This window comes from Pseudomonas sp. GW821-FHT09H03, from assembly GCF_059415945.1.
Genome location: NZ_JBWKOF010000009.1, coordinates 96,398 through 113,150, shown reverse-complemented (window position 1 = coordinate 113,150; position 16,753 = coordinate 96,398). Strand labels below are relative to the sequence as shown.

Sequence of the window (16,753 nt, the reverse complement as noted above, 5' to 3'; positions counted from 1 at the left end):
CGAGCAAGCCCGCTCCCACATTGAACCGCGTTCTTGCATACGAAAAGAGTGGAATGTGGGAGCGGGCTTGCTCGCGAAGACTGACTGACAGGCGATGAAAGTCTAGCGCCTGACCACCACATCCTGCTCCAGTACCAGTTCCTTGCTCCCGGCATCCAGCCTGACCAACGCCCCCATTGGCAACGTCAGGTTCGGATCGCAGTGCCCACTGCGCCACCCGGACAGCACCGGAATCTTAAATGGCTCGAAGGTCTGCTTGAGCAACCTGTCCAGCGCTGCCATCTCCACTCCCGCTACATCCCCGACCAGCACACCGCGCAACTTGTGCAACGTGCCAGCCAGCCGCAGTTGAGTGAGTAACCGGTCGATGCGATACAGCGGCTCGTTGATGTCCTCGATCAACAGAATGACACCCTCGGCGTCCATCTCGTAAGGTGTGCCCATGGTCGCGGCGATCATGGCCAGATTGCCGCCGAGCAAGCGCCCGTGAGCGATGCCTGGCTCGATCGTGGTCAATGGGTAGGCCACCGGGTGCGCCAGTACGCTGCCCGCCTTCATTTGACCGCGCAGCATGTTGAAAAACGAGGACTCGGTGGGTTTTTGCTTACCTCCCAACAAGTCCGCATTGAGCAGCGGACCATGGAAGGTTACAAAACCGGAATAGCGGCTGATCGCCAGATGCAGTGCGGTGATATCGCTGTAGCCGACGAATGGCTTGGCATTATCGCGCAGCAGCTGAAAATCAATGCGATCAAGCAAACGAGGCGTCCCGTATCCGCCGCGCAGGCAGATGATCGCATCCACCTCACGGTCGGCGAAGGCGGCGTGCAGATCATTGAGCCGCACCTCGTCGCTTCCGGCCAGGTAGCCATCCTTCTCGTATACGCCGGGAAACACTTTCAGTGAATAGCCACGAGCACGCATCCATTGCACGGCTTTGTCGGTGTCCAGCGCTGCGGGTCCTGCAGGCGCAATAACGCCGATCAGCCCTTCTGACGGCAAGGCGGGGACTGGAACATGGGGCCAAAGGGTGTGGTTCGGTCGAGCGGTCATCCGTGAATCTCCCTGCGTGAAAACTTCAGCACACAGTAGTCAGGAACGGGAACAAACAGAAGAGGGTCAATCGTCCCGCAGGTTGCAGGAAAAAGCGGCCATCGCTGTAAGACAGGCAAAAAAATGCCCGCAGAGCTGTGGAGCCATGCGGGCATTTTCCGGTGAATCACCCAATCAGGCGCCGAGCAGCTCGGCCTTGACCAGTTTCGCCTGTTCGTCGGCGTGGTACGAGGAACGCACCAGCGGACCGGAGGCGACGTTCTTGAAGCCCATTTTGTAACCTTCCTCGGCGAACCAGGCGAAGGTGTCCGGGTGCACGAAGCGCTGAACCGGCAAGTGACTGCGGGACGGTTGCAGATACTGGCCCAGGGTCAACATGTCGATGTCGTGCTCGCGCATGCGCTTCATGACTTCGATGACTTCTTCGTCGGTTTCGCCGAGACCCAGCATCAGGCCGGACTTGGTCGGAATGTGCGGCATCATCTGCTTGAAGCGTTGCAGCAGGGTCAGCGACCACTGGTAGTCCGAACCCGGGCGCGCAGCCTTGTACAGGCGCGGCACGGTTTCCAGGTTGTGGTTGAACACATCCGGCGGCTCGGCGGCGGTGATTTGCAGCGCGATGTCCATGCGGCCACGGTAGTCCGGAACCAGGGTCTCGAGCTGCACGTTCGGCGACAGCTTGCGGATTTCACGGATGCAGTCGGCAAAGTGCTGGGCGCCGCCGTCACGCAGGTCGTCGCGGTCCACCGAGGTGATCACCACGTACTTGAGTTTCAGGTCGGCGATGGCGATGGCCAGGCTTTCCGGCTCGTTGACGTCAAGTGGCTTCGGCCGGCCGTGGCCGACGTCGCAGAACGGGCAACGACGGGTGCAGATGTCACCCATGATCATGAAAGTTGCGGTACCACCGGAGAAGCACTCGCCCAGGTTCGGGCAAGAGGCCTCTTCGCAAACGCTGTGCAGCTTGTGTTTACGCAACAGGGCCTTGATGCGGTCGACTTCCGGAGACACCGGGATGCGCACGCGAATCCAGTCGGGTTTCTTCGGCAGTTCGGTGGTCGGAATGATCTTCACCGGGATGCGTGCAACCTTCTCGGCGCCGCGCAGCTTTACGCCGGCTTCAACCTTGGCACGCGGGGCCGGACGCTCGGTGACATCCTGCGTCGGGATCATGGTTTGCACTGCATCAGTAGTCATATCAGTCGATTCCGCCCGTTAGGGTCGTCTGCTCAGCATAGTCGAGGTGTTTGACGAGCTGCGCACGCAGCCGGGCACTTACCTCGGCAAATTCAATCGATCCTGCGTGATCGCTCAGCTGGGTCATCGCCAGCCCGGCGTAGCCGCAGGGATTAATCCGTCGAAACGGTTCCAGGTTCATGTCCACGTTCAGGGCCAGGCCATGAAAGGAACAGCCGTGGCGGATCCGCAGACCCAGTGAAGCGATTTTCGCCCCGTCGACGTAGACGCCTGGTGCATCGGGCTTGGCCGCGGCGGTCACGCCGTAACTGGCCAGCAGCTCGATCAGGCATTGCTCCATCCGGCTGACCAGATCGCGCACGCCAAAACCCAATTTGCGCACATCGAGCAGCAGGTAAGCCACCAACTGACCCGGCCCGTGGTAAGTCACCTGACCACCACGGTCGACCTGCACCACCGGAATATCACCGGGAAGCAACAGATGTTCGGCCTTGCCCGCCTGGCCCTGGGTGAACACCGCAGGGTGCTCGACCAGCCAGATTTCGTCAGGGGCGTCGTTGCCGCGCTCGTTGGTGAAGCGTTGCATGGCATGCCAGACCGGCTCGTAAGCCATCTGGCCGAGCTCGCGAAAGCCCAGCGTGCCAGACATCACAGCACCATGTGCACGAAACCGGTGGCCCGCAGTTCGCTGTTGATGTTGTACAGCTGGTCCTGGTCGGTCGCGACAATGTGCAACTGAATGGTGGTGTATTTGCCGTTGCTGCTCTGGCGCTCGTCAACACGCTCATCGTTGATGGTGGCGTGTTTCCTGACGATGTCGATGATCCTGTCCTTGTTGCCCACGCCAGTATCGCTGATCACCTTAACCGGGTAATCAGTGGCAGGGAATTCGATCTTTGGCGCCTTTACTTCGGTATCGGTCATGGCGTAACGGCCTCGTAAGCGTAAGCCGTGGCGACGGGCATGGCCCCGCGCCGGATCAGCGCGGGGCCATGCAGGTGCACACTAAATTCAGTTGAACAAGCCGTAGAAGAATAGACGGATGCTATCCCACATGCGGCGGAAGATACCACCTTCCTCGACAGCGTCCAGAGCGATCAGATCGGCGCTGTGCACCACCTTGTCGTCCAGTTTCACTTCGACTTTACCGATCACGTCGCCCTTGGCGATTGGCGCGATCAGTTGCGGGTTCATGGTCATGCTCGCAGCGAGCTTTTTCAGCTGGCCTTTTGGCAGGGTCATGGTCAGGTCTTCAGCCAGGCCAGCCTTGACCTGGTTGGTGGAGCCTTTCCAGACAGGAGCCTGAGCCAGCTCGGTGCCCTTCTGATAGAAGGTCTGGGTTTCGAAGAAGCGGAAACCGTAGGTCAGCAGCTTCTGGGTCTCGGAGGCGCGAGCCACTTCGCTGTTGGTGCCGAACACCACGGCGATCAGGCGCATGCCATCACGTACAGCCGAGGACACCATGCAGTAGCCGGCTTCGTCGGTGTGGCCGGTTTTCAGACCGTCGACAGTCTTGTCGCGCCACAGCAGCAGGTTACGGTTCGGTTGCTTGATGCCGTTCCAGAAGAACTCTTTCTGCGAATAGATCGCGTAGTGAGCCGGGTCTTCGTGGATGATCGCGCGAGCCAGCACGGCCATGTCGTGAGCCGACGAGTAGTGCTCAGGGTTCGGCAGACCGGTCGGGTTCATGAAGTGGGTGTTGCTCATGCCCAGATCGGCAACGCTCTTGTTCATCATGTCGGCGAACGCATCTTCGCTGCCGGCGATGTGCTCGGACAGCGCCACGCTGGCATCGTTGCCCGACTGGATGATGATGCCGTGCAACAGGTCGCTGACAGTCACCTGCGAGCCGACCTTGATGAACATCCGCGAACCACCGGTACGCCAGGCGTTTTCGCTGACGGTCACCGGATCGTTTTCGCCAATCTGGCCACGACGGATTTCCAGGGTCGCAATGTAGGCGGTCATCAGCTTGGTCAGGCTGGCCGGCGGCAGTCGCTGGTCACCGTTGTTCTCGACCAGCACATTGCCGCTGCTGGCATCCATGAGCACGTAGGCCTTGGCGGCCAGTTGCGGTGGCGACGGCATCATCTCGGCCGCGAACGCGGCGGGTGAGAGGAGCAGCGGGACTAGCAGGAACAGGCGTTTGGCAAAGGTGGTGATGTTCATCCGTCTCTCGAAATCGCTAATGGAAACTTGCCCGCAGGCAAAACTAATCAAATGACTTTCTAACGAGTCATCGCGTGTTTAGTTGCTCACTCCAGTCACCCTTGCCGGGCTTTTGTTCTCGACGAGCCAACAACCTGGTTCACCCCCGACTGCGAGTGAACCGTCAATCAAGTCCTACGTATTTTACTCTGTCACTACGCTCGGCGAACCGAGGTTGGCCAGGCGCACACTGTTTTGCACTTGCTGGATTTCACCCGGCGATCCGATCGGCCCCAAGCGTACCCGATGCAGGGTTTGCTGATTGCGCACGATCGAGCTGATGAACACCGGAGCGCTCACCATCCCGCTGAGCTTGGATCTCAGGAGTTCTGCAGCGTCCGGGTTGGCGAACGCGCCCACCTGCAGATACTGGCCAGACGCTGCAGAAGCGGTTTTTTTGGTATCAAGCTGCACCGGCACCACGGCGGCAGCGTGTTGCTGTGGCGGCGGCGTCCATTGCTCAACGGTGCCGGTCGAAGGCGTAATCACCGGGGCGCTATTTTGCGCGACTTTTGGCTCGTTGAGCATCAGCGGCGCCGGCCGGCCCTTGGCAGCCCACCAGGCCTGCGGGTCGATGCCTTCGACCTTGACTCGCGCGGTACCGGTTTCGGCATAGCCGAGCTTTTTGGCGGCGGCGTAGGACAAGTCGATGATCCGGTCCGAATAGAACGGACCTCGGTCGTTGACCCGCAGGATCACGCTCTTGTTGTTGTCCAGGTTGGTTACCCGAACGTAACTCGGCAGTGGCAATGTCTTGTGCGCGGCGCTCATGCCGTACAGGTCATACACTTCGCCGTTGGCGGTGTTCTGACCGTGAAACTTGGTGCCGTACCAGGAGGCCGTGCCTGAAGCAACGTAGGTCTTGGACTCCTGCTGCGGGAAATATGTCTTACCCAGCACGGTATACGGGTTGGCCTTATAGGGCCCGGTGTGCAGAGTTGGCGTCGCATCAGGGATGCGCGAAACATCGACATCCCACCAGGGTGCGCCATCCTTGTGGGCACGGTTGATGTCCAGCCCCGGCGTGGTGCGCACGGCGGCGGTGGGGGCGGGTTTCTGAGGAGCCGGTGCACGACTGGTCGAGCAACTGGCCACCAGCACCGCCAATGCGGCGAAAGCCATCAGCTTCAGGGGTTTATCCATAGGCAATGCCCGCATTACTTGACGCCCCGTGCTTGGACCAGCTGTTCAGACAGTTGATGTACGGCCATGGCGTACATCACGCTGCGGTTATAACGCGTGATCGCGTAGAAGTTCTTCAGGCCCATCCAGTACTCGGGGCCATTGTCGCCTTCCAGGCGGAAAGCGGTAACCGGCATATCATCGCGCAGCGCATCATGACTTGACCACCCCAGAGCCCGCAACTCCCCGACGGTTTTCGTCGGTTCGATACCGGTGGTCAAACCTTCGTCCACCTGTTCGCCGCGTACATCGGCGCGACTGACCACCGGTTCGCCGGCAACCCAACCGTGACGCTTGAAATAACTGGCAACGCTGCCGATGGCATCGTCCGGATTGGTCCAGATATTGATGTGGCCATCGCCGTCGAAGTCCACGGCATAAGCGCGAAAGCTACTCGGCATGAATTGCGGCAGCCCCATCGCACCGGCGTAAGAACCTTTTAGCGTCAATGGATCAACCTGTTCTTCCCGGGCCAGCAACAGGAATTCACGCAATTCCTTGCGGAAAAATTCGGCACGGGGAGGATAGTCGAAACCCAGGGTCGACAGGGCATCGATCACCCGGAAATTTCCGGTATTACGGCCGAAAAAGGTTTCAACGCCGATGATCGACACAATCACCTGGGCCGGCACGCCGTATTCCTGCTCGGCACGGGCCAGTACCGCCTCGTGCTGACGCCAGAAGTCCACCCCGCGGGCGATCCGCGCGTCGGTGATGAACATCGGGCGATACTCGTTCCACTGCTTGACCCGTTCCGCGGGCCGGGAGATCGCATCCAGAATCGACTGCTTGCGCTCGGCTTCGCGGAACACTCCCATCAGTTGCTCACCGGCGAAGCCGTAGTCGCGGGTCATTTCACCTACGAATTCGGCCACCTGGGGTGAACCTTCATATTCGCCGGCCATTGCTGACTGCGTTGTGCCAAGGATGCTTACCAGGCTGACCCATGGCGCGTATCGAGTCACCCAGCCACGCATTGCTTGCATTGAAATCTTCACCTTATTCAAACCTGCGCGATCCACTTACGATGGGTATGGATCGACATCAAAACCCCAAACGCTGACAGCAGCGTCACCAGCGAAGTTCCTCCGTAGCTAATGAACGGCAACGGCACCCCCACCACCGGCAACAGGCCACTGACCATACCGATGTTGACGAAAACATAAACAAAAAACGTCATCGTCAGGCTGCCCGCGAGCAACTTGCCGAACAATGTCTGGGCCTGGGCCGTAATCACCAGGCCGCGCCCAATCAGCAACAGGTAAATCAGCAGCAGCGCGCAGATACCCACCAGGCCGAATTCTTCACCCATCACCGCGATGATGAAGTCGGTGTGGCTCTCCGGCAGGAAATCCAGATGCGACTGAGTGCCCAGCAGCCAGCCTTTGCCGAACACACCGCCAGAACCGATGGCCGCCTTGGACTGAATGATGTTCCAGCCGGTGCCGAGCGGATCGCTCTCGGGGTCGAGGAACGTCAGGATTCGCTGCTTCTGATAGTCGTGCATGATGAAGAACCACATGGCTATCGCCACAGGCACGGCAGCGGCGAGCACGCTGAGGATCCAGCGCCAGCGCAGGCCACCCATGAACAGCACGAACGCCCCACCGGCCAGAATCAGCAGCGAAGTGCCCAAGTCCGGTTGCCGCACGATCAGAATGAACGGGATGCCAATCAGCATGAGACTGATGCCCACGTGCTTGAGCTGCGGCGGCAAGGTGCGCTTGGACAGGTACCAGGCGATAGTCGCCGGCATCAGGATCTTCATGAACTCCGAAGGCTGGAAGCGAATGACGCCGGGAATGTTGATCCAGCGCGTAGCACCCATGGCGTTGTGACCCATTACGTCCACCACCACCAGCAACAGCACACCGACCACATAGCCGACCGGCACCCAGCGGGCCATGAAGCGCGGCTCGAACTGGGCGATGACGATCATCGACACCAGGCCGATGCCGAATGAAGTGGCTTGTTTGGCGAGCAGATCCCAGCTCTTGCCGCTGGCCGAATACAGCACGAACAGGCTACCGGCGGCCAGTGTCAGCAGCAGGATCAACAACGGGCCATCGATGTGCAGGCGTTGCAATAACGTCGCTCGACGACGCATCACATCCTCGCTGGAGAGCATGCGATCAAAATTATTCATCACGGGCGGTAGCCTCTGCACTGATAGGGTCGGCGTATTCGGGCTTCAACCGGCCGTCCGGGCCCAGCAGCCAGGCGTCCATGATTTGACGAACGACCGGCGCGGCGACGCCGGAGCCGGACTCACCGTTCTCGACCATCACCGACACTACGATTTTCGGGTCGTCGGCCGGCGCGAAGCCAACGAACAAGGCGTGGTCGCGATGGCGTTCCTGGACCTTGGAACGGTCGTACTTTTCTCCCTGCTTGATCGCGACCACCTGGGCCGTACCGCTCTTGCCGGCGATCCGGTATTGCGCACCGATCGCGGCTTTGCGCGCAGTGCCACGGGCACCGTGCATCACTTGCTGCATGCCATGGTTGACCTTGGTCCAGTCGGACGGGTCACGCAGGATGATGTCCGGCATCGGGTGCTCATCCACCGGCTTCTGGCCTTCGATGGTCCTGGCCAGGTGCGGACGGTTCCATACGCCTTTGTTGGCCACCAATGCCGTGGCCTGGGCCAATTGCAATGGCGTCGACTGCATGTAGCCCTGACCGATCCCCAGAATCAATGTTTCACCCGGGAACCAGGCTTGCCGACGGGTCGCGCGCTTCCATTCCCGGGTCGGCATAAGCCCCGGCGATTCTTCGAACATGTCCAGGGATACCTTCTGGCCAATGCCGAATTTGCTCAAATACGCCGACAACCGATCGATCCCCAGCTTGTGGGCCAGGTCATAGAAGTAGGTATCGTTGGAGCGCATGATTGCCGTATCCAGGTCGACAAAGCCGTCGCCAGTACGGTTCCAGTTACGGTATTTGTGATCGTAGTTGGGCAGCATGTAATAACCCGGGTCGAACACCCGGGAAGACGCGGTCACCACGCCCGCATCCAGCCCCGCGATCGCTACCGCCGGCTTGATGGTCGAACCCGGCGGGTACAGACCGCGCAGAACGCGGTTGAACAGAGGCCGGTCAATGGAGTCGCGCAATTCGGAATAGGCCTTTGAGCTGATTCCGGTCACGAACAGGTTCGGATCGAAGCTCGGCTGACTGACCATCGCCAGGACCTCGCCGGTTTTCGGGTCCAGGGCCACCACCGCACCTCGACGACCACCGAGCGCAGCTTCAGCGGCTTCCTGCAATTTGATATCCAGGCTCAGGACGATGTCCTTGCCGGAGATCGGCTCGGTACGCTTGAGTACCCGCAATACACGGCCCCGAGCGTTGGTCTCGACTTCCTCGTACCCCACCTGACCGTGCAACTCCGCCTCGTAGAAGCGCTCGATGCCGGTTTTGCCAATTTGATGGGTGCCGCTGTAACTCACCGGGTCCAGGGTCTTGAGCTCTTTCTCGTTGATCCGCCCCATGTAACCCACCGAGTGGGCAAAGTGCGCGCCCTGCGGATAATGACGGACCAGTTGCGCGACCACTTCCACACCGGGCAGGCGGAACTGGTTCACGGCAATACGGGCGATCTGCTCTTCGGTCAATTCAAACAGGATCGGCACCGGCTCGAACGGCCGTCGCCCCTGGCGCATGCGCTTCTCGAAAATCGCCCGATCCTCGGGCGTCAGCTCCAGCACTTCGACGATCACATCGAGCACCTTCTGCCACTCGCCAGAACGCTCGCGGGTCATGCTCAGGCTGAAACTGGGCCGATTGTCGGCGATCACTACGCCATTGCGGTCGAAAATCAACCCGCGGGTCGGCGGAATCGGCTGCACATGGACGCGGTTGTTTTCCGACAGGGTCGAGTGATAGTCGTACTGGATCACCTGGAGGAAATACAACCGGGCAATCAGCACGCCAATCAGCAGCACCACTGCGATGGCCCCGAACACGACGCGGCCACGCACCAGACGGGCGTCTTTTTCGTGGTCCTTGATGCGGATCGGCTGGGACATGAGGGCAGAACTACTTGTGGTAAGGGTGACCGGACAGCACGGTCCAGGCACGGTACAACTGTTCGCCGATCAAGATCCGCACCAGCGGGTGCGGCAAGGTCAGCGGCGACAACGACCAGCGTTGATCAGCCCGGGCACAGACTTCCGGCGCCAGCCCCTCGGGGCCGCCGACCATGAAATTGACCGTACGCGAGTCCAGCCGCCAGCGATCGAGTTCGACCGCCAGTTGCTCGGTGCTCCAGGGCTTGCCGTGGACTTCGAGGGTAACGATTCGCTCGTTCGGCCCGACCTTGGCCAGCATGGCTTCGCCTTCCTGGCGGATGAAGCGGGCCACATCGGCGTTCTTGCCCCGGGTATTGAGCGGTATTTCCACCAGTTCCAGCGCCAGCTCGGACGGAAGACGCTTGGCATATTCGTGCCAGCCTTCTTCCACCCATTTGGGCATGCGTGAACCGACGGCGATCAGTCGCAGTCGCACAGCGGTCCCTTATTGCTGGTCTTTGTTGAGCTTGGTGAAGTGCTCATGGGTGTTTTCCGGGCTGTGGTGAGCAGCGCTGGCCGAACGGCTCTGCTCGGCACCGGCCCACAGGCGCTCCAGGTCGTAGAACTGGCGAGCCGACGCGGTCATCATGTGTACGATGACATCGTCCATGTCCAGCAGGACCCAGTCGCTGTCGCCCTTGCCTTCTTCACCCAGCGGCTTGACGCCTTGAGCCTTGACCGCCTCGCGGACCTTGTCCAGCATCGCGCCGATCTGGCGGTTGGAGGTACCGGTAGCGATGATCATGTAGTCAGTGATGCTCTGCTTGTCGCGAACGTCGATCACCTGGATGTCCTGGGCCTTGACGTCTTCCAGGGCAGCTACGGCAACCTTGACCAGCTCTGCGCCGGCCAGAATCACGCCCGTGTGAGCCTCTACTGGCAGCGGGGCGCTCTTGAACGTGCCTTTGCGCTTAACTTTGGTTTGGTCTTTGTCTGTCATATAAAACTCGTTTTGCTCGTATGTTCGGGCGCTTCGATACACGTTGTTGCCACGTGCCTTGAAGCACTCCTATTCAGTTCGACGCACGGTAAAGTCCGTGCGCATCGATGTAGGCCAGGACCGCGTCGGGCACCAGGAAACGTACCGACTTACCGCTGGCCAGCAGTTGACGGATCTGGGTGGCGGATACCGCGAGCGGCGTCTGCCAGACGAATGCAATCTGTCCGCTCGGCCCTTTGAGGGCCAGCGGGTCGCTCACCGAGCGCGCGGCCAGCAGGTTGCGCAAGGCATCCGGCGGCTCGCTGTCGGCATCCGGGCGTTGCAACACCAGGATGTGGCAATGCTGGAGCAACTCTTCCCAGCGGTGCCAAGTGGGCAGGCCGCAAAAAGCGTCCCAGCCCAGAAGCAGAAAAACCTGGTCGTGCGCGGCCAACTCGGCCCGCATCAGTTCCAGGGTATCAATGGTGTAGGACGGTTTGTCCCGCTGCAATTCACGGGCGTCCACCACCAACGGTGCCACACCGGCCACCGCGCACTCGACCATCGCCAGACGGTCTTTCGCCGACACCTGCGGCGTATCCCGATGAGGGGGCCTGGCACTGGGTGTCAGGCGCAGCTCATCGAGCGCCAGTGTCTCGGCGACTTCCAGCGCACCGCGCAAATGGCCGATGTGCACCGGGTCAAAGGTTCCGCCCAGTACGCCAATGCGGCGAGGCACAGGTTCTGGGGCAGTGACCGGGGCTGACGGGTCGAAGTCGCCCAAGTCAGACCGGCTCCTGTCCGCGCAAATGGCCATCACCGACCACGATGTACTTCTCGCAGGTCAGCCCCTCAAGACCCACCGGGCCTCGGGCGTGCAGCTTATCAGTAGAAATGCCGATCTCGGCACCCAAACCGTATTCGAAGCCATCGGCGAAGCACGTCGGGGTATTGATCATCACCGACGCGGAGTCGACTTCAGCCACAAAACGCCGGGTGTCGCCCTGGTGTTCGCTGACGATCGAATCGGTGTGATGGGAACCGTAATGATTGATGTGCTCGATGGCCTGGTCCAGTCCGTCCACCACACGGATCGACAGGATCGCCGCCAGGTATTCGGTGCTCCAGTCTCCTTCGGTGGCCGGCAGCGCTTCGATGATCGCCCGGGTGCGCTCACAACCGCGCAGCTCGACGCCTTTTTCGCGGAACTGGGCGGCCATAGCTGGCAGGAAATCTTTCGCAACGGTTTGATCGACCAGCAGTGTTTCCATGGCGCCGCAGATGCCATAGCGGTAAGTCTTGGCGTTGAACGCGATGCGTTGGGCCTTGGCCAGGTCGGCGTGCTCACTGACGTAAACGTGGCAAATACCGTCCAAATGCTTGATCACCGGCACCTTGGCGTCGCGACTGACGCGCTCGATAAGGCCACGACCGCCACGGGGCACGATGACATCCACGTATTCGGGCATGGTGATCAACGCACCGACGGCAGCGCGATCCGTGGTTTCGACCACTTGCACCACCGCGGCCGGCAGATCGGCCTCGGCCAGGCCGCGCTGGATGCAGGCGGCGATGGCACGATTGGAATGAATCGCCTCGGACCCGCCACGCAGGATAGTCGCGTTGCCAGACTTCAGGCACAGGCTGGCGGCATCGATGGTCACGTTCGGCCGCGACTCGTAGATGATCCCGATCACGCCCAAAGGCACGCGCATCTTGCCCACCTGAATACCCGACGGCCGGTAGCTCATGTCACGGATAGCGCCCACCGGGTCCGGCAAGGCAGCAACCTGACGCAGCCCGACGATCATGCCGTCGATCCGTGCCGGAGTCAGTGCCAGGCGTTCCAGAAGCGCAGGCTCCAGCCCATTGGCACGGCCAGCCGCCAGATCCTGTTCATTGGCAGCGGTCAGCTCGGCGCGAGCGGCGTCCAGCGCATTGGCGGCAGCCTGCAGGGCGCGGTTCTTTTGCGCGGTGCTGGCACGGCCGATCACGCGGGAAGCTTCACGGGCAGCGCGACCCAGGCGGGTCATGTAGTCAAGAACGGACTCAGTCATGGTCTGGCGTGGCCTTTTCCAAGGTCGTGGCAAAGAGTAAAGCGGCAGATTATAGCTGCCGCGTCTCCTGACTAACAGCGGTGACGGGCGGATGGTCGAAATGGAGGGTGATTTGCCTGCATTCAGGCTCGATTAAGCTGCAAATTGTTATCATCACGACTCATTCAGCCCTTATTACGCCGCTTATCATGTCCGATCTGACTGTTCGCGCGAACGCAATGACCCAGCCCAAGGCACTTGGAGACGCCTTTTTCGATCGGGACGCCCAGGTCCTGGCCCGGGAATTATTGGGCAAGGTCATCCGCCACCGGATCGGCGACCTGTGGCTCAGCGCTCGAATCATCGAAACCGAAGCTTATTACTGCAGCGAGAAAGGCAGTCACGCCTCACTTGGCTACACGGAAAAGCGTAAGGCTTTATTTCTGGATGGCGGCCACATCTATATGTACTACGCCCGTGGCGGCGATTCGCTGAACTTCAGCGCCCAGGGGCCCGGCAACGCGGTGCTGATCAAATCGGCTTATCCGTGGGTCGATGAGATCAGCGGGCCGGCCAGCCTGGCGCAAATGATGCTGAACAACCCCGATACCCAGGGCCGTCCTCGCCCTTCGCAAAAGCTCTGCTCCGGGCAGACATTGCTGTGCAAGGCCCTGGGACTGAAAGTACCGGTGTGGGATGCCAAGCGTTTTGACCATGAAGTTCTGCTGGTGGAAGATGTCGGGCCGGTACCGACGCACATTATTCAGACCACGCGCCTGGGCATTCCCCACGGGCGTGACGAACATTTGATGTACCGCTTCGTCGACGCAGCGTATGCGCCCTACTGTACGCGCAACCCGCTGCGTCGCGGGCAAATCGAAGGTCACGACTACATACTGCTATGAACATCCCCCTGTAGGAGCGAGCCTGCTCGCGATGAATCTGAAGGCGACGCTTTTTTGCAGGCAGTGCGCGTCATCGTTCACGATCATCGCGAGCAAGCTCGCTCCTACAGGGGGAGGCACTTATAAACTGGAGTTTTGAATATGGGCCCATGGCTCGATAGCGTGACCGGATGGTTGGCGGTCAACCCGCAATGGCTGGCGGCGGCAGTGTTCATCGTGGCCTTTGTCGAATGCCTGGCGATTGCCGGGCTGATCGTGCCCGGCACGGTTTTGCTGTTCGCCGTGGCGGTGCTGGCCGGCAGCGGTGCGCTGTCACTGAGTGAAACCTTGCTGCTGGGCTTTCTCGCCGGCGTGCTGGGCGATGTGGTTTCGTATTTCCTCGGGCGCCACTTCCATCAGAACATCCGGCGCCTGCCTGGCTTGCGCCACCACCCGGAATGGATCGCGGGTGCCGAAGCCTATTTCCAGCGCTACGGCATAGCCAGCCTGTTGGTCGGGCGCTTCATCGGGCCCCTGCGGCCAATGCTGCCGATGGTCGCCGGCATGTGCGATATGCCCTTTCCACGATTCTTCGCCGTCAGCCTGCTGGCCGGCGCGGGTTGGTCAGTGGCTTATCTGATGCCTGGCTGGGCTACCGGCGCGGCGATTCGCCTGCCATTGCCCGAGGGTTTCTGGCTGCAGGCCGGGGTCGTTGCCGCCAGCATTGCGGCCATGGTCGGGATCAGTGCAACCAGCAGCCTGCGCCAACACCGCCGAGCCACGCTGTTCATTGCCGGCATGAGTTTGCTGATCCTTGCCGGTCTGTTTATCGGCTATCCGCACCTCAGCGCCCTTGATCAGGGGGTGATGACCCTGGTGCAGGAACACCGCAGCCCGGCGCTGGATGAAGTGGCCGTGGTTTTCACCTTGATCGGCGAGTTCCACTACATGCTGATGTTCAGTGGGTTGCTGGTAGCGCTGCTGCTTATTACCCGGCAGTGGCGGCATGCGATTTTCGCCTGCGCCACCCTGCTCTGCACATCGCTGGCCAATACCGGGACCAAGTTTTTCTTCGCCCGCGTGCGCCCGGAAGTGCTCAGCGATCCGCTGACCAGTTACAGCATGCCCAGTGGCCATGCATCGGGAGCGTTCGCTCTATTCCTGACCCTGGCCGTACTGGCGGGTCGCGGACAACCACCACGGATGCGCCTGACCTGGTTGCTGGTGGCTTGCTTGCCGGCACTGGCGATCGCCCTTTCCCGGGTCTACCTCGGCGTTCACTGGCCGACGGATGTCTTGGCTGGTGCGATGCTGGCGGCTTGTATCTGCGCGGCCAGCCTCTGGTTGACCCAGCGCCAGGCGCCGCTTACCGCTATGCCAACCAGAGTCTGGTGGCTGGTGCTGCCGGCACTGGTAGCGCTGTTCGGGTTCTTCGTATTGCGGCATTTGCCCCATACGCTGTTGCGGTATGCCTATCAGTAACCAGGCCTGTCAGGCAAACAACTCACCCTGCAATTCATCCAGCAGCGCCTGAATGGCATCCAGTCGCTGCTGCGGATCATCGAGTTGCAGCAGATCAATCTTGTCCACTTCGGCAAACGGCAACAGGTAGGCCAACTGATTGGCCAGCGATTGCTGACCAGTCGCTTCAGTACCCATGTTCAGGGCCTCGACCATAGGGTGCTCCGCCAGGGCCTTGAGCAAGGCGACCAGGTCGGCGTCCTCGTCCTGCAACGGTTGCTCCGGCTCGTCTTCCAGCCACTCGACCTCGGCGACGGTCAATTGATCGCGCTGGACTTCGCTGCGCAGCACATTGAAGCGCCGCGCGCCCTGCACGCGAATGCCCAACAGGCCATTATCCTGCTGCTTGAAATCGGTGATCAGCGCTTCACAGCCCACCAGCGCATACCCCTCGGGAGCAAGGCCAACTTCCTCGCCATCAAGGATGCATACCACGCCAAAGCCGCCGCCCTGCTTCATGCAGCGGCCGATCATGTCCAGGTAGCGCGCCTCGAAAATCTGCAAGTCGAGGATGCAGCCCGGAAATAGCACCGTGTTCAGTGGAAAAAGCGGCAGACTCATAGACATTTCCTTTACACCACCATCGATACCGCCAGCGGCAGCAACACCGCCGTGGCCACGCCCATCAGACTCATCGCCAGCGCGGCGAAGGCACCGCACTCTTCACTTTCCTGCAACGCCACCGAGGTGCCCACGGCGTGGGCGGTCATACCCAGGGCCATGCCCCGGGCTTCGGGACTGTGCACGCCGAGCCGGGTCAACAGGCTCGGGCCGAAGATCGCGCCGATCACACCGGTTATCAGCACAAACACAGCCGCCAGCGCCGCGACGCCACCGATCTGCTCGGCCACCAGCATGGCGATTGGCGAGGTCACGGACTTTGGTGCCATGGTCATCAGGATCATGTGTTCGGCCCCGAACCACCAGCCGAGCAGTACGCCCATTGCGGTGGCCACCACGCCGCCTATCACCAGCGTAGTAAATATCGGCCAGAACAACTGCCGAATCCGTCGCAGGTTGAGGTACAGCGGTACCGCCAGCGCGACAGTGGCCGGGCCAAGCAGGATGCTGAGAATTTCGGTGCTCTTGCGGTACTCGGCGTATGTCAGGCCACAACTCACCAGCACGCCGATCACCAACAACATGGAGAGCAGCACAGGCTGCAAAAAGATCCAGCGGGTTTTTTCGTAGGCTGCCAACACCAGTTGATAGGCGCCAAGGGTAATGCCGATGCCGAACAGTGGATGATGAATTACCGACGTCCAGGCGCCCTGCCAGTCCAGGATCATTGGCCGTCCTCAGGGTGCGTATGACGCTTGACCATGCGTTGCATCAGCACACCGGCAAAGGCCATGGACAGCAGCAGCGACAGAACCAGCGCACCGACGATGGCCCAGAAGTCGGCGGCAATGTCCTTGGCGTAAACCATCACACCCACCGCCGGCGGTACCAGCAGCAATGGCAGATAGCGCAGCAGGCTGCCGGCTGCCAGGTTCAACGACTCACCGACCTGGCCTCGACTGATGAGGTACACCAGCAGCAACAGCAGACCGACAATCGGACCCGGTAGCACCGGCAAAAACAAATGATTGATCGCCGTGCCGAGCAATTGGAACAGCACCAGCCATGTCAGGCCCCGTAACAACATCGTTGATCTCCCGCAAAAATCCATCACCC

General features: G+C 60.7%; 18 protein-coding genes. 2 read left to right on the top strand and 16 right to left on the bottom strand.

Going from position 1 to position 16,753, the window contains the following annotated elements; translation table 11 throughout:
- Window positions 1-102 precede the first annotated feature (102 nt).
- The 13 genes from AC07OG_RS14870 to AC07OG_RS14810 form a co-directional block, all read right to left on the bottom strand.
- Window positions 103-1,053, bottom strand: coding sequence for a S66 peptidase family protein (locus tag AC07OG_RS14870; protein WP_495067367.1), 951 nt, complete (start codon window positions 1,051-1,053; stop codon window positions 103-105).
- A gap of 174 nt (window positions 1,054-1,227) precedes the next feature.
- Window positions 1,228-2,250, bottom strand: coding sequence for a lipoyl synthase (lipA, locus tag AC07OG_RS14865; RefSeq protein WP_060543266.1), 1,023 nt, complete (start codon window positions 2,248-2,250; stop codon window positions 1,228-1,230).
- A gap of 1 nt (window position 2,251) precedes the next feature.
- The gene (gene lipB, locus AC07OG_RS14860; RefSeq protein WP_060543265.1) at window positions 2,252-2,899 is read right to left on the bottom strand and encodes a lipoyl(octanoyl) transferase LipB; all 648 of its coding nucleotides are present in this window, start codon (window positions 2,897-2,899) and stop codon (window positions 2,252-2,254) included.
- On the bottom strand, window positions 2,899-3,174 hold the full coding sequence (locus tag AC07OG_RS14855; RefSeq protein WP_060543264.1) for a DUF493 domain-containing protein: 276 nt from the start codon (window positions 3,172-3,174) through the stop codon (window positions 2,899-2,901). Before AC07OG_RS14855 ends, lipB begins: the two co-directional genes overlap by 1 nt.
- Window positions 3,175-3,261: 87 nt before the next feature.
- A complete protein-coding gene (locus AC07OG_RS14850) occupies window positions 3,262-4,419 on the bottom strand; it encodes a D-alanyl-D-alanine carboxypeptidase family protein (RefSeq protein ID WP_495067366.1) in 1,158 nt (385 codons plus the stop codon).
- 183 nt (window positions 4,420-4,602) lie between these two features.
- The gene (locus AC07OG_RS14845) at window positions 4,603-5,616 is read right to left on the bottom strand and encodes a septal ring lytic transglycosylase RlpA family protein (RefSeq protein ID WP_060543262.1); all 1,014 of its coding nucleotides are present in this window, start codon (window positions 5,614-5,616) and stop codon (window positions 4,603-4,605) included.
- On the bottom strand, window positions 5,616-6,626 hold the full coding sequence (mltB, locus tag AC07OG_RS14840) for a lytic murein transglycosylase B (protein WP_060543261.1): 1,011 nt from the start codon (window positions 6,624-6,626) through the stop codon (window positions 5,616-5,618). The genes AC07OG_RS14845 and mltB overlap by 1 nt, the downstream gene beginning before the upstream one ends.
- A 17-nt stretch (window positions 6,627-6,643) precedes the next feature.
- On the bottom strand, window positions 6,644-7,747 hold the full coding sequence (gene rodA, locus AC07OG_RS14835; RefSeq protein WP_060543395.1) for a rod shape-determining protein RodA: 1,104 nt from the start codon (window positions 7,745-7,747) through the stop codon (window positions 6,644-6,646).
- Between the two features lie 31 nt (window positions 7,748-7,778).
- Complete coding sequence (gene mrdA, locus AC07OG_RS14830; RefSeq protein WP_495067365.1) at window positions 7,779-9,674, bottom strand: penicillin-binding protein 2; 1,896 nt, start codon at window positions 9,672-9,674, stop codon at window positions 7,779-7,781.
- A gap of 10 nt (window positions 9,675-9,684) precedes the next feature.
- A complete protein-coding gene (rlmH, locus tag AC07OG_RS14825; RefSeq protein ID WP_003185785.1) occupies window positions 9,685-10,152 on the bottom strand; it encodes a 23S rRNA (pseudouridine(1915)-N(3))-methyltransferase RlmH in 468 nt (155 codons plus the stop codon).
- A gap of 9 nt (window positions 10,153-10,161) precedes the next feature.
- Window positions 10,162-10,656, bottom strand: coding sequence for a ribosome silencing factor (rsfS, locus tag AC07OG_RS14820; RefSeq protein WP_060543259.1), 495 nt, complete (start codon window positions 10,654-10,656; stop codon window positions 10,162-10,164).
- A 73-nt stretch (window positions 10,657-10,729) separates the two neighbouring features.
- The gene (gene nadD / locus AC07OG_RS14815) at window positions 10,730-11,374 is read right to left on the bottom strand and encodes a nicotinate-nucleotide adenylyltransferase (protein ID WP_162237411.1); all 645 of its coding nucleotides are present in this window, start codon (window positions 11,372-11,374) and stop codon (window positions 10,730-10,732) included.
- Window positions 11,375-11,420: 46 nt separating this feature from the next.
- Window positions 11,421-12,692, bottom strand: coding sequence for a glutamate-5-semialdehyde dehydrogenase (locus AC07OG_RS14810; RefSeq protein ID WP_495067364.1), 1,272 nt, complete (start codon window positions 12,690-12,692; stop codon window positions 11,421-11,423).
- Window positions 12,693-12,880: 188 nt separating this feature from the next.
- On the opposite strand from AC07OG_RS14810, the gene AC07OG_RS14805 reads away from it, so the two are divergent.
- Both AC07OG_RS14805 and AC07OG_RS14800 read left to right on the top strand, forming a co-directional pair.
- A complete protein-coding gene (locus tag AC07OG_RS14805) occupies window positions 12,881-13,576 on the top strand; it encodes a DNA-3-methyladenine glycosylase (RefSeq protein WP_218425422.1) in 696 nt (231 codons plus the stop codon).
- Window positions 13,577-13,717: 141 nt separating this feature from the next.
- Window positions 13,718-15,037, top strand: coding sequence for a bifunctional DedA family/phosphatase PAP2 family protein (locus AC07OG_RS14800; protein ID WP_060543255.1), 1,320 nt, complete (start codon window positions 13,718-13,720; stop codon window positions 15,035-15,037).
- Window positions 15,038-15,046: 9 nt separating this feature from the next.
- Here AC07OG_RS14800 and AC07OG_RS14795 read toward each other — a convergent pair whose 3' ends face one another.
- The 3 genes from AC07OG_RS14795 to AC07OG_RS14785 are packed head-to-tail and all read right to left on the bottom strand — an operon-like array spanning window position 15,047 to window position 16,724.
- Complete coding sequence (locus tag AC07OG_RS14795; RefSeq protein ID WP_060543254.1) at window positions 15,047-15,637, bottom strand: LON peptidase substrate-binding domain-containing protein; 591 nt, start codon at window positions 15,635-15,637, stop codon at window positions 15,047-15,049.
- Between the two features lie 11 nt (window positions 15,638-15,648).
- Window positions 15,649-16,365, bottom strand: coding sequence for an LrgB family protein (locus AC07OG_RS14790; RefSeq protein WP_495067363.1), 717 nt, complete (start codon window positions 16,363-16,365; stop codon window positions 15,649-15,651).
- On the bottom strand, window positions 16,362-16,724 hold the full coding sequence (locus AC07OG_RS14785; protein WP_495067362.1) for a CidA/LrgA family protein: 363 nt from the start codon (window positions 16,722-16,724) through the stop codon (window positions 16,362-16,364). Before AC07OG_RS14785 ends, AC07OG_RS14790 begins: the two co-directional genes overlap by 4 nt.
- Window positions 16,725-16,753 lie beyond the last annotated feature (29 nt).

Bases quoted from the DNA above. Each gene is read 5' to 3' on its own strand.
- AC07OG_RS14870 (WP_495067367.1), bottom strand. From the start codon at position 1,053: ATGACCGCTCGACCGAACCACACCCTTTGGCCCCATGTTCCAGTCCCC.
- lipA (WP_060543266.1), bottom strand. From the start codon at position 2,250: ATGACTACTGATGCAGTGCAAACCATGATCCCGACGCAGGATGTCACC.
- lipB (WP_060543265.1), bottom strand. From the start codon at position 2,899: ATGTCTGGCACGCTGGGCTTTCGCGAGCTCGGCCAGATGGCTTACGAG.
- AC07OG_RS14855 (WP_060543264.1), bottom strand. From the start codon at position 3,174: ATGACCGATACCGAAGTAAAGGCGCCAAAGATCGAATTCCCTGCCACT.
- AC07OG_RS14850 (WP_495067366.1), bottom strand. From the start codon at position 4,419: ATGAACATCACCACCTTTGCCAAACGCCTGTTCCTGCTAGTCCCGCTG.
- AC07OG_RS14845 (WP_060543262.1), bottom strand. From the start codon at position 5,616: ATGCGGGCATTGCCTATGGATAAACCCCTGAAGCTGATGGCTTTCGCC.
- mltB (WP_060543261.1), bottom strand. From the start codon at position 6,626: ATGCAAGCAATGCGTGGCTGGGTGACTCGATACGCGCCATGGGTCAGC.
- rodA (WP_060543395.1), bottom strand. From the start codon at position 7,747: ATGCGTCGTCGAGCGACGTTATTGCAACGCCTGCACATCGATGGCCCG.
- mrdA (WP_495067365.1), bottom strand. From the start codon at position 9,674: ATGTCCCAGCCGATCCGCATCAAGGACCACGAAAAAGACGCCCGTCTG.
- rsfS (WP_060543259.1), bottom strand. From the start codon at position 10,656: ATGACAGACAAAGACCAAACCAAAGTTAAGCGCAAAGGCACGTTCAAG.
- AC07OG_RS14810 (WP_495067364.1), bottom strand. From the start codon at position 12,692: ATGACTGAGTCCGTTCTTGACTACATGACCCGCCTGGGTCGCGCTGCC.
- AC07OG_RS14805 (WP_218425422.1), top strand. From the start codon at position 12,881: ATGTCCGATCTGACTGTTCGCGCGAACGCAATGACCCAGCCCAAGGCA.
- AC07OG_RS14800 (WP_060543255.1), top strand. From the start codon at position 13,718: ATGGGCCCATGGCTCGATAGCGTGACCGGATGGTTGGCGGTCAACCCG.
- AC07OG_RS14795 (WP_060543254.1), bottom strand. From the start codon at position 15,637: ATGAGTCTGCCGCTTTTTCCACTGAACACGGTGCTATTTCCGGGCTGC.
- AC07OG_RS14790 (WP_495067363.1), bottom strand. From the start codon at position 16,365: ATGATCCTGGACTGGCAGGGCGCCTGGACGTCGGTAATTCATCATCCA.
- AC07OG_RS14785 (WP_495067362.1), bottom strand. From the start codon at position 16,724: ATGTTGTTACGGGGCCTGACATGGCTGGTGCTGTTCCAATTGCTCGGC.